Origin of the sequence: Mucilaginibacter sp. UR6-1 (assembly GCF_020880975.1) — a bacterium.
Classification (GTDB): Bacteria; Bacteroidota; Bacteroidia; order Sphingobacteriales; family Sphingobacteriaceae; genus Mucilaginibacter.
Genome location: NZ_JAJIWP010000007.1, coordinates 1 through 12,194, shown reverse-complemented (window position 1 = coordinate 12,194; position 12,194 = coordinate 1). Strand labels below are relative to the sequence as shown.

12 protein-coding genes are annotated in these 12,194 nt (G+C 45.7%); 5 read left to right on the top strand and 7 right to left on the bottom strand.

Features of this window, described 5'->3' with window-relative positions; genetic code table 11:
• The first annotated feature begins 79 nt into the window (after positions 1–79).
• Positions 80–511, top strand: coding sequence for a hypothetical protein (locus LJ707_RS19140; RefSeq protein WP_228954116.1), 432 nt, complete (start codon positions 80–82; stop codon positions 509–511).
• Between the two features lie 2 nt (positions 512–513).
• On the opposite strand, the gene LJ707_RS19135 is transcribed toward LJ707_RS19140, so the two are convergent.
• The 4 genes from LJ707_RS19135 to LJ707_RS19120 all read right to left on the bottom strand — a co-directional run bounded on the left by LJ707_RS19135 (position 514) and on the right by LJ707_RS19120 (position 6,160).
• Positions 514–879: a glyoxalase gene (locus tag LJ707_RS19135; protein WP_228954114.1), complete on the bottom strand. Its 366-nt coding sequence runs from the start codon at positions 877–879 to the stop codon at positions 514–516.
• Positions 880–900: 21 nt separating this feature from the next.
• A complete protein-coding gene (locus tag LJ707_RS19130; protein WP_228954112.1) occupies positions 901–2,022 on the bottom strand; it encodes a glycosyltransferase in 1,122 nt (373 codons plus the stop codon).
• Complete coding sequence (locus LJ707_RS19125) at positions 2,015–2,998, bottom strand: lysylphosphatidylglycerol synthase domain-containing protein (RefSeq protein ID WP_228954110.1); 984 nt, start codon at positions 2,996–2,998, stop codon at positions 2,015–2,017. The genes LJ707_RS19130 and LJ707_RS19125 overlap by 8 nt, the downstream gene beginning before the upstream one ends.
• Before the next feature lie 216 nt (positions 2,999–3,214).
• Positions 3,215–6,160, bottom strand: a complete 2,946-nt coding sequence (locus tag LJ707_RS19120) for a TonB-dependent receptor (protein WP_228954108.1) — start codon at positions 6,158–6,160, stop codon at positions 3,215–3,217.
• Positions 6,161–6,452: 292 nt separating this feature from the next.
• Between LJ707_RS19120 and lepB the strand changes: the two genes are divergently transcribed.
• Positions 6,453–7,550, top strand: a complete 1,098-nt coding sequence (gene lepB, locus LJ707_RS19115; RefSeq protein WP_228954106.1) for a signal peptidase I — start codon at positions 6,453–6,455, stop codon at positions 7,548–7,550.
• 58 nt (positions 7,551–7,608) lie between these two features.
• On the opposite strand, the gene xth is transcribed toward lepB, so the two are convergent.
• A complete protein-coding gene (gene xth / locus LJ707_RS19110; RefSeq protein WP_228954104.1) occupies positions 7,609–8,385 on the bottom strand; it encodes an exodeoxyribonuclease III in 777 nt (258 codons plus the stop codon).
• Between the two features lie 101 nt (positions 8,386–8,486).
• Between xth and LJ707_RS19105 the strand changes: the two genes are divergently transcribed.
• The 3 genes from LJ707_RS19105 (at position 8,487) to LJ707_RS19095 (ending at position 10,493) form a co-directional block, all read left to right on the top strand.
• Complete coding sequence (locus LJ707_RS19105) at positions 8,487–9,140, top strand: DUF1349 domain-containing protein (protein ID WP_228954102.1); 654 nt, start codon at positions 8,487–8,489, stop codon at positions 9,138–9,140.
• Complete coding sequence (locus LJ707_RS19100; protein ID WP_228954100.1) at positions 9,141–9,524, top strand: hypothetical protein; 384 nt, start codon at positions 9,141–9,143, stop codon at positions 9,522–9,524.
• A gap of 81 nt (positions 9,525–9,605) precedes the next feature.
• On the top strand, positions 9,606–10,493 hold the full coding sequence (locus LJ707_RS19095) for a dienelactone hydrolase family protein (RefSeq protein WP_228954098.1): 888 nt from the start codon (positions 9,606–9,608) through the stop codon (positions 10,491–10,493).
• Here the strand turns inward: LJ707_RS19095 and LJ707_RS19090 are convergent, their stop codons facing one another.
• On the bottom strand, positions 10,494–11,657 hold the full coding sequence (locus tag LJ707_RS19090; RefSeq protein WP_228954097.1) for an NAD(P)/FAD-dependent oxidoreductase: 1,164 nt from the start codon (positions 11,655–11,657) through the stop codon (positions 10,494–10,496).
• 149 nt (positions 11,658–11,806) lie between these two features.
• Positions 11,807–12,194, bottom strand: a 388-nt coding sequence (locus tag LJ707_RS19085) for a glycosyl hydrolase family protein (protein ID WP_228953161.1), incomplete at its 5' end; no start/stop codon positions are given.

The window sequence follows — 12,194 nt, the reverse complement described above, 5'->3', positions numbered from 1 at the left end:
TAAATATATTTATTTTGCTAAATTAATTAGCTAAATTAGTCGATCTATTTAATTATAATTGTTTGACATAAACTTTATCATGATAGAAGCTATAACTCTTTTTTGTACTGTGTTAGCGACTGTAATAGCAGTCTCAACTTATCGGAAACAAATTTTAGTACCTGTTAATGAAATTAATCAAATTCTGCTTGAAAAGTTTGAATTTGGCCGCCGACTTAATTTAGATCTCATAACAAAGCTTGAGACCTATGCTATTAATAATAATTCTTTCAATGATATATTCATGCAAGGCTTGACATACCAGCAATGCATAAAATTACTACATGAAGTTAGAGACAAAGTGTTTAACGATTATAACGAAGAGACTATCAAATTAGCAATTAAAACCCCAAAAACTAACTCAAGAAGGATTGCAGAAATGCTGTCAAACATTGAAATACAAATAACTCACCATTCCGAAGTTAATACGCATTTTAATCTATACGTCGATCCTAATAGATTTTTATCTTAGACCTATCGATAAAAATTACCGAAGTGTACGAGCACCCCCGCAGGGTCTAACACCATACACTCCTGTCCCCAATGCTCGTGGCGCAGGGGTACCAGCTTTACGCCGGGGTATTTATTTTCCAGATTGAGGCTTTGCAGATGTTCAAACCATTCGGCGGCACTTTTTACCTCGAAAAACACCATGGTGTTTTCCACCCATTCTTTGGCGTAATAATCCTGCAGGTAAAAGGCAAGGCCGTTCAGTTGCAGTAATGACATTTTTGCGTCGATGCTGTGCTCCTCAAAACCCAGTTCGCGGTAAAATGCTTTTGATTGCTCAAAATCCTTTGCGCCAATAAAAGGCCTTATTGATACAGTTACGGGTGCCATAGTTTATATTTAGATTACAAATTAACGTACTAAACGCCCTTTCCAGGCGTATTTGCGGGTATTGCCCATCAATCCCACGTAAACAAAGTATAATATATGTATTGGCGATAGCAATATCAACAGGCCAACCAATCCCGGCCTTTTCCAAAATGAGGTGATCGGTAGCAGGAATATGGTTTCGAACAAATACTTCAAGGCAAACTGCACACAGAACAATTTAAAAAAGAAAATATCATAAAAGCCCAGCAGTGCATTAGCCAGCAGCGATACATTGAACAGCCAGATACACACAGCCATGGCTACTATCTTTTTATCCTTATACCGGGTTGATTTTGATGCCCAGCGGCGGCGTTGCTGTAAAAAATCCTCCAATGTTGGTTTGGCATGGGTATAAACAATAGCCTCGCGGTTTTTTAAAAAACCTATCCTGCCGGGATAAACTTCGGCCACTTTTTGCAGCAGTAATTCATCATCGCCTGATGCCAGATCATCAATGCCTTTAAAGCCATCTACCTCATAAAATACATCCTTACGGTAGGCAAAATTGGCGCCGTTACAAGTTGAGGCGCGCCCGTTACCAATGAATGCCGCGCCGATACCGATCAGGTACGAGAACTCCAACGTTTGCAGCAGCTCGAACAATGATTTTTCCTGGAAATAGGTAACCGGCGACGAGATCATGACCGGGTTCTCCGTTTCATAGTAAGAGACTACTGATGATAACCATTTGCTGCCCATGCGGCAATCAGCATCCGTAGCTACCATCAGCTCGCCGGTAGATAGGGCAATGGCTTCGGCAATGGCGGCTTTTTTATAGGAGTTGAGCGCCTCACCGGCACGCATTTGGTAAAGCTTTACACCTTGACCGGCATAACTGCGGATGATATCGGCAGTACGGTCGGTGGAGTGATCGTCAACAATAATTATTTCGGTAAGATGCTTTGGGTAATCCTGCGCCAGTAAATCCTCAATGGTAAGGTGGATGCCTGCTTCTTCATTACGGGCGGCTATCAGTATGGTTACCTTTGTTTTAAAGGATTTTAATGATGGTTTAGCCCGTTTAAGCATAGCCCAGCCTTTTATAAGGTAGATAAGCACACACAGGTAAATACCGGTGAGCAGCATGGATATGATACTATGCATAACGGTCAAAGAATTTTAATTTAAGTACAAAAAAACAACCTATCACCGCGGGGATGATCAGGTTGATAAGCCATATAATAGATACACAGGCAACCACGGCCAATTGTTCGTTTGTTACGTAAGCAAACAGGCTGGTAGCGGTAAAACTGCGTACGCCAATATCAAAAATATCCAGCGATGGCAATGCCGACTGGATGATAAGGAAGGTAAACACCATCATCACAATAGTAAATAACCCCAGTTGCGGCAGCAGCAAATGTATCAGTAAATAGTACTGCATGGTAAATACTATAAATCGCGCTACCGAGTACCACAGGATGTTCAGCAATTCGTCAGTATTGTACCTGGCCATAATGTTAAAAAAGCGCTCGTACTTTTTGATGAACTTTATTTTGCTCAGCAGGGTTACCATCCACTCAATGTTAAAATAGAACAATATCAGCAAAAACAAAAAAGCTATAACCAACACCGCAATGCACCAAAAAAACGGCTCGCCAATGTGCATCTTCTCCTTATATGTATAAATAAACCACAAGGTTCCGGCAAGGCCTAAAATATTGGTAATTAAATTTTGGCCCAGGCTGCCCACTACCATGGCAAACAAGCCATGTATCCGTTTACGGTTAGGTAAAAACATAATGCGCCCGCCATATTCGCCCACCCTATTGGGTGTAAATATAGCCCAGGTTAGTCCGCAGAATACAGATTCGAGCGCTTTCCATATGGATATATTGATGAGCTTGCGGCTAACGTACTGCCATTTAAGTGCCTCAAGCGTCCAGTTAAGCAGCATCAATATGGATACCGACGTTAGCGTACCGATAACCTGCCCGTTGGTTAGTTTTGAAATTTTGATACCGAATTCCTCCAGATCACTATTCTTGGTGAGGAATTTATGATAAATGAACCACGCGGCAAGCCCGAGGATAGCAGCCTTGATTAGCCACGAGAACAATTTTTTAGCAATTACGGTCAACAGGTAAAATTTTTCAAAAGTACGAAAAAGAAGGGCAAGTGCTGATGGCCACCTCTTGCAGCCTGCACCTGCCCGATCCTAAATCAACGGCACGAACATTACAAGCGTTACACCAATTTGTTTTAACCGAACTTTATTTTTAGTATAAACCTTTAGCTACCAAAAACAAAAAAGGCGGCACTTTGCAGCACCGCCCCTGTTATTTAGTTGTTTAGTTTACAGATCAAGCCCATCAAAAGTTACCGCTATGTAATACAGGCCGCCAATGGTTGGCCCTGCCGCGTACTGGTAATATTTACGGTTAAATATGTTCGATCCGCCCAGTTTAATGGTTGCCTTAGCCGTAGGCACTTTGTATGATACCTGCGCATCAAACGTATTGATGGCCGGCACGGTACCATTGGCCAGCGGGCTCTCCCACAAAAACGAATTTTGGTAACGGTAAACTACGTTAAAGCCCAGGTTTTTTACCACCTCGCGGTTAGCTAATGATACGTTGGTTACCCATTTTGGCGTATTAAAGCCTGTTACGAAGATATCGGCACTTTCATTGCCTTTAATATTGTTGTAAGCCAGGTTACCGCTCACGGTGTAGCGTTTGTAAAAGTTATAGGTTAACCCTAATGACGAGCCGTAATTGGTATAGGTATTTTTAGCATTGGTGTACACGCGATAACGGGTTTGCTGCGCGGTACGGTTTTCGGCAAGTGCGGCAATAACCGCCTGATCGCTGCCTACCTGTGCCTGTGTAGCTAAAGTACCGCCGCCATCGGCAGCATTTTGGTATGGCACGGCAACTTCAACCTGGCCTAAAAAGCCGGTGTATTTATTTAAGTAGCCATCAATATCAATTACTACTTTATTATCAAACAACAAAGCCTTGTAACCTGCCTCGAACGAGTTGATCTGCTCGGGCTGGGTTGTACCCAGGTTGGTTACCTGTAATAAGTTGCGGTTATTTAGCGCGGCCTGGTTACGGGTAACGGTACCATTGCTGTTGGCTACTTCGGTATTAACAGCAGCATTAAAATTGTTGATAGAGGCCAGTGTGTACGAATTATCCAGGTAGTTCAAGCCCTCATTAATATAAGGCAGGCCACCTATGCGGCGCACGTTGCCATTATTAACAAATGATAGTGCCTCAAACAAGGCCGGGAAACGGAAACCATTTTGGTATGACACCCGGAAATTATGCTTTTCGGCAAGGGTATACACCGCCGCTATACGGGGGTTAAGCTTTGGGTCGAACTCCTTGTTATAATCCAAACGCAGTGAGCCGAATATTTTTAACTTTTCCTCGAAAAAGGTTTTTGTGATCTGCGCGAAGGCACCCACTTTGGTATAATGTACATTGCTGCCATAGCTGCCATCGGGCAATGGCTGGTTACGTTCGGCAATAGGGCGCGAAAAATCAACAAAGTTATTACCATCCGGAATGATGGAGTACTCCCTGAAATCGGCACCCACCAGCAGGTTGAACCATTTTATCTTATCAGTAAAATCATACTGCGCATCGGCATGGTAGGTGCGGCTTTTTTGGATCAGCGCGGCACCACCAATTTTTGTAGTGGCATTATAATCCCAGTTATTAACACTGCGTATGCGGCTTTTCAGCGCGTCAAATTCAGGCGTACCGGGTATTACACGGCCAGCATCGGCAGCGGTACGGGCAACAACCATGGCATCCGCAAGCGGGGTATTGGCATCAAGCGCGGTTTGTAAAGCGGTTTTAAATTTAGCCCCCCACGCGGCATTGGTGCCGCCGCTAACAATATCAAGGTTATCGGCCATCGGTTTTACATTGTACGAGTCGCCCGAGTTTTCAACCGACATATAGGTGCGCACAAAATAATCGGCTCCCTTTAACTCCAGTTTGTGGTTTTGCACCACCACGTTATCCAGTTGAATTTTGTTGCCCCGTTGAAAAACACCATCCATTTTACCATAACGGTAACCGTATGATAGTTCGGCATTATTAGCCACCTTGTAATGCAGTGATCCGTCCAGTTTAAGGTTGTCAACTATCGGGCTCACAATGTCACGCTCGTTATAACCGGTACGGCGAACGATGAATGATTGACCAGCATTACCATTATAGTTGATGCCACTTACCGTTACGGCATTGTTGCTTTCATCGCCATACTTGTTCCAGCCGTCATAAGCCGGGTTGTTGGCGGCAAGCTCCGGATAGTTGGGGTTGGCGGTAACCAGGTTGTTCGGGTTTTGATCGCGGCGCGTGTCCGACACCCAATCTGTACCACGCAGGTAACTCACGTTAACCTTAAAAGCGAATTTATTGTTGAATGCCTTGGCATAACGTACGGCAGTTTCGGTCAGGTTACTCAGATCGCGACCGGTGCCACCCACATGGTTTATACCGTTTTTAACATATACACTTAAACCCTGATAGTAAAACGGGTTTTTAGTTTGCAGCGAAGCCATACCGTTAATGGCGTTCATGCCATACAGTGCCGATGCCGCGCCCGGGATAACTTCCAGGCTGGCAATATCCAGTTCGGTAGGGCCAATGGCATTACCAAGCGGAACGCCCAATGTTGCGGCTTCCATATCAATACCATCAACCAGTTGTTTAAACCTGAAGTTGTTGGGGATGTTAAAGCCGCGGGTATTGGGCACCTTAAAAGTTAAGCTTGATGTGGTTAGCTGTACGCCTTTTACGTTCTCCAAAGCATCATAAAAACTTGGCGCGGGCGACTCTTTCAAGGCCCTTACATCCAGCTTTTCAATGGCTACCGGCGATTTCAGGATACTCTCCTCCACCCTTGAGGCGGATACCACTACCTCGTTACCTAATATGGATTGTGTAGTGAGCGATATATCCAAACTTGTGCCGGGTGAGCTCACCGCGAATTCCTGCGTTTTGAAGCCCACACTTGAGAAGACCAGTGTAAACGGAAATCTTAATCTTCCGCGTAGCGAGAAACGCCCCTGCGAATTGGTGGTAGTGCCTGATACGGTACCTTTAATAGATACGCTTACACCGGGCAACGCCTCCTTGGTGGTATTGTCGGTAACCTTGCCTGATATTTCAACCAATTGATTCTCCTGCGCTACGGCGTACTGCGCAAGCGCAAAAAAGAGTGCAAAATTTATTAAAGCCGTTTTTAAAACGACGTTAAACACATTACGAGAAAATTTCATTATAAATTATGGTGGTTATAGTATGTGATAGTGATTATTAATTAACGCAAAGAGGAGCGGGCATCAACAACAACACATATAGCCTTTAGGCGAGGCTGCAGGAAATTTTACAGGGTGGCTGGTGTGTAAAAAGAGTTTCATTTAGTGATTGTTGCGTGATATTTCTGCAATGATAATAAATAATTGTAATAATATCTATAGATTTAGTAGATAATAATTAAATATTTGGTCTTTTTGTAACATCCTGTGTGTCAAATTATCTAAATGCATATCATTTAATAAACTGATAATAATGAAGCTCAACCCATTTTCGCGCAAAAAACAAGCTCCCGCTAAAAAGAAAAGCGCCACCCGCGAGTGGCTCGATGCCGGGGTGTTCGCCCTGGTGGTATCAACCGTGGTACGTGGCCTGCTGTTTTCGGCCTACGCTATCCCCTCCGGCTCCATGGAGGGTACCGAAATGACGGGCGATTACCTTTTTGTAAGCAAGCTGAGCTATGGCGCGCGTATGCCGAACACACCACTGTCAATTCCCTTTCTGGAATCGCACGTAACCAGCGCGGATATTAAAACTTATTGGGATGCCATCAAGCTCCCTTACTTCCGCCTGCCGGGTTTTTCGGAAGTAAAGCGCGGTGATATTGTAGTGTTCAACTACCCCGGCGGCACACCGAAAGACCCGGTTGATATGCGTGTGCATTATATTAAACGTTGTGTAGGAACACCCGGCGATGTATTAAGTATTGTTGATACTAAAGTGGTAGTGAACGGCCATGAATTAAAGAATGCCCCCAAAGCGCAAACCTCATGGCTGGTGAGTACCGATGGCAATGCCATTAACCCCGAACTATTGCAAGACCTGAACGTGGAAGTTCGCGGACAGCTTAACGCTAATGATTATGTGATGATAATCCCGACAGATAGCTTTAACCAATTGAAGGGCTTATCCAACATCAAATCTATCACCCCGGTTATTGAGCCAAAAGGCCAGCAGGATCTGAGCGTTTATCCGCAAAGCGAACTATATAACTGGAACCAGGATAACTATGGCCCCATCACGGTACCAAAACGCGGCATGACCATCACGCTTAATGATTCAACCGTTGCCCTGTACGGTCGCAACATCACCCTGTTTGAGCATAATACCATTAAGAAAGATAATGGCAGCTATTACATCAACAACAAAAAGGCCGACAGCTACACCTTTAAAATGAATTACTACTGGATGATGGGCGATAACCGCCACAATTCCGAAGATTCGCGTTACTGGGGTTTTGTACCCGAGGATCATGTGGTGGGCAAGGCCGTACTCACCTTTATGAGTATTGACAGCACCAAAGGCCCATTGGATAAAATACGCTGGAGCCGTGTAATGCGCACTATTGAATAAATACACCATAATAATATAAAACACGAAAGCCCTTATTAATCGTAAGGGCTTTCGTGTTTTATTTATCTTTTAGTTCTATCCAAACCGGGGCATGGTCGCTGGTTTTTTCCCAGCCGCGCACCTGCTTATCAACACCGGCGGCCGCCAACCTGCCCTCTATTTGCGGACTCAGCAAAAAATGGTCGATACGCAGCCCGGCATTGCGGCCATACGCGTTGCGAAAATAATCCCAAAAGGTATAGATCACCTCATCGGGGTACAGTTTGCGCAGCGCATCCGTCCAACCCTGATCAACAAGTTGTTTAAAAGCCGCGCGTGTTTCCGGCCTAAACAGCGCATCCTCTACCCAGCGTTCGGGTTTGTAAACATCCAGTTCGGTAGGCATCACGTTGTAGTCGCCCGTTAATATTACAGGCTTTTTTGATGCCAGTAGTCCGGCAGCGTGCAGGGTAAAACGCTCAAACCATTTTAATTTATAGTCGAACTTTGGCCCCGGTGCCGGATTACCGTTGGGCAGGTACAGGCAGCCAACGGTCAGTCCGTTTACTTCGGCTTCAATATAGCGGCTGTGGGTATCTTCCGGGTCGCCGGGCAGTCCGCGGGTGGTTTCATTTATATCAATACCTTTTGCAAGTATGGCTACGCCATTCCAGCTTTTTTGCCCGTGCCATATGGCGTTGTAACCGGCATCAATTATAGCCTGCTCCGGGAATTTCTCCTGCGGGGCTTTCAGCTCCTGCAGGCAAACTACATCGGGCGCGCTTTCGTTGAGCCAGCGCAGCAGCACAGGCAGGCGGCCGTTTACACCATTTACATTATAGGTTGCTATCTTCATCAGGCACTCAGTTTAAAACAATAATACAGCTAAAATAACTTCGATAGTGAAACAATAGTTTTAACTACCCATATTTGCGGCAAACCAGTTACCTCACAACTATGAAAAAATTACTCCTGAGCCTGCTTGCCGCGGGTTTTATTTACAACGCACAGGCGCAAACCCTCGAAAAAATGCAGTGGTTTAACGAGCCCGAAAAATGGGAAATAAAAAATAACAGCCTTATAATGCAGGTAACGCCGCAAAGCGATTACTGGCGCATATCGCACTATGGCTTTACCGTTGATGATGCCCCCTACCTGTACACCACCTACGGCGGCGAATTTGAGGCTAAGGTAAAACTGGTTGGCGCCTACAAAGCCCGGTTTGACCAAATGGGCATGATGATACGTACCGACCACGAAAACTATATTAAAACCGGCGTTGAGTTTGTTGATGGCAAACTGAATGTAAGCAGCGTAGTTACCCACCACACCAGCGACTGGAGCGTTACCCCGCTTGACAAGGTGCCGCCATTCATCTGGATAAAAGTAGTGCGCCGGTTAGATGCCCTGGAGATATTCTATTCGTTTGATGATAAAACGTACATCATGTCGCGCAACGCGCATTTGCAGGATAATCACCCCGTAACTATTGGCCTGATGGCTGCCAGTCCGGATGGCAATGGCTTTGAGGCCCGTTTCGAGAATTTTAAAGTGAAACACCTGCCCGATCAGCGTAGGTTGGAGTGGTTAAAGAAGAATAAGGGGGAGTAAATGCACACCCCTTATCAGGAAAGGTTAAGCCGCCTCCCAAACATCCGTGTAAAATATCGTTTTAAAAGCGAGGCAGAGGGCGGGCGCAAGTCTTTACCCTATCAGGGTATCCGTTTTGATTTCTCTTACGATGAAAGTAATAATCTTTACATTATTTATCCTGAATTTGAAGACGAAAATGGGTATATCATATTAAAAGATAATATACCTGTCCCCTGCGTAGGAACAGCCTTAATGTGGATCATCAACCCGGAATCTATTCCTTTTCATCAAGAGAAAATACAAATCGGTACAAAAGGCTTTTTTCGGGAAGGCGACAATATTATTGCTGAATGCGAAGTTATTGAGGTGATAGATCTTCATAATAATCTGGCTGATAAATAGCTCCGATAAACATTCTCGTCATCAAAACTGTTACATTTTCACATTACAGATAAAGCTACATTTGAGTAAAACCTATTAAACATGAGCCAAATCAACAAAGAGGATATTAAGCAGGAAGTTTTTGACCTGTATGATGATTATGCCCACAACCGGCTGGACAGGCGCGCGTTTATGCAAAAGCTGTCGTTGTACGCGGTGGGCGGTTTAACGGTAACCTCATTAATGAGTTTTTTGATGCCCGATTATAAAGGTAACGTGCAGATCAAAGCTGATGACCCGAGGCTGAAATCAGAATATATTAATTATCCCTCGCCAAAAGGTGGCGGTACCATTAAAGGCCTGCTATCAAAACCTGTCGACGCTAAAAAGAAGCTGGGCGGCATCATAGTAGTGCACGAAAACCGTGGTCTTAACCCCTATATTGAGGATGTGGCACGCCGCGCCGCGCTGTCCGGTTTTGTATCCTTAGCGCCCGATGCTCTTACCCCGCTGGGTGGCTATCCCGGTAATGACGATGACGGCCGTGCACTGCAAAGCAAGCGCGACAAAGGCGAAATGGAAGAAGATTTTATAGCCGCGTACGAATACCTCAAAAACCATAAGGATTGCAACGGCAAGGTAGGCGTTGTGGGCTTTTGCTTTGGCGGCGGCATTGCCAACATGATGGCCGTGCGGGTACCTGCCCTCGCGGCGGCGGTACCCTTTTACGGCGCCCAGCCTAACGCCGCGGATGTACCTAATATAAAAGCGCCCTTGATGCTGCACTATGCCTCGCTTGATACCCGCATAACCGAAGGCTGGCCCGCTTATGAGGCTGCCCTAAAAGCCAACCATAAAAAGTACCAGGCATTTATTTACGAGAATGTGAACCACGGTTTTCATAATGATACCACACCACGTTACGATAAAGCCGCAGCGGAACTGGCCTGGAAACGTACCATCGAATTTTTTACACAGAATTTGGCCTGATCATTCCCCGCCATTCCACAAGTTGAGCACGTGCTCCAACGCGCCCGGGCTGTGCATGGATTCGGTTTGTTCGAGGGTCAGGGCGGTAACCTCGGCGGCACGGGCCAGCATTTGCTTTTCGTATGCAGCTATAGCCTGTTGCACACTTACATAAGCCGGATCAGTAAGCGCTTCGGCCAGTTCAAGAGCATCCAGCATAGCCATGTTAACCCCCTCACCGGCATAGGGCGGCATACGGTGCGCGGCATCTCCTAAAAGGGTGATATCAGGCTGTGTTTCCCAATGCTGATCGATTGGGTAATGATACATTGGCCTCGGCACTACATACATATCATCCGTAGCGAAAAGTTCATGCCATTGTGTGCTCCAGTCAGCAAAGCGGGTTTTAAACCAGGCGAAAACACTATTCTTATCCTTAAAATCAATACCGCTTGTGGTTAACCAATCTTCCGCTTCCCGGGTACCTGTATAAAATGATAGCGCCCCATCGCCCTTGGCACTAAGCACAATGGTTTTTTCGGCACCAAGAGCGAATATTTTACCGCCGTTTACCCTTTCATTCAACACCGGTACATTTACCGCGGCATTATAAATATTGCCCTCAATAACGGTAACGTTTGAGTAAACCGGCTTAATATCACTTACCAAATGCCGCAATGCCGAGTTAGCCCCATCGGCGGCAATAATTATATCGGCATTTGCGGTTTTTCCGTTTTTAAAATTGATTTGCCAGCCACTATTTACCCTTTGTGCCGATGCATATTGGCTGTCCCACTCAATAGTACCATCAGCAAGGCTGTTTATCAATATATCGCGCAGCGGCCCGCGATCTATCTCCGGCCTGAAATGCTCCTGGCCAAATTCACCTTCAGGTCTGCCATCATGATCGGTATAGCGGGTATTCAGATCCTTATCCGTTACTATCAGTTTATCAGCCCCCGGTCGATAATGTTTTTTGAACGCTTCTATCAACCCGGCATGGCGCAATGCTTTCAAACCCGATTCATCATGCAGATCAAGCGTTGCGCCTTGCTGCCGTGCGTGTCTGTCGGCATCGCGCTCATAAATTTTTATAGCGGCACCTTTTAGTTGCAAAAGTTTTGCCAGGGTAAGGCCACCCGGCCCGCCGCCAACTATGGCTACCTTTCTATCTTTTATTAGCATGATGATATAAACACCGGTTTGTGTTGTTATAGTAATGACGAACGAGGACGAGAAATATTTTAATAGCCCCTGTAAAGCGCTCCGGGCCACTCTTAGGGAAGAGCGGCCCGTGGCGCAGGGATCAAAAGTTAATAAGGGGTATTTATATTTTAGTTGATGGTAACAACAGCGGCGCTGTAAGCAGGCACCTGAATGGTGAAAGACTTTTGGTTAACGCTGAAGGTTTCGGTACCGGTGATGCTGAAGTTACCTTTAGCGTCCACGCTTGCCCCGCCGAAGGCGATGTTATCGGTAGCGGTAACAGAGGCGGCGATCAGCCTGGCCACGGTAACTTTTGAGGCGTTCCCGGTCAGCTTCACAGTGTACAGGATGTCTTTATCATCCTTGTTGATCAGGGTAAGAGAGGTAACACCATTCTTTACGGCAGCATGCGCGGCCTGGTTAACCGTAGTAGCGGCAGTTTTAACCGGCACCACACGGCCACCCACAGCACCGTATTTAAAGGCCAGCATGCCATAGTATACCGGCCTTGCGCTG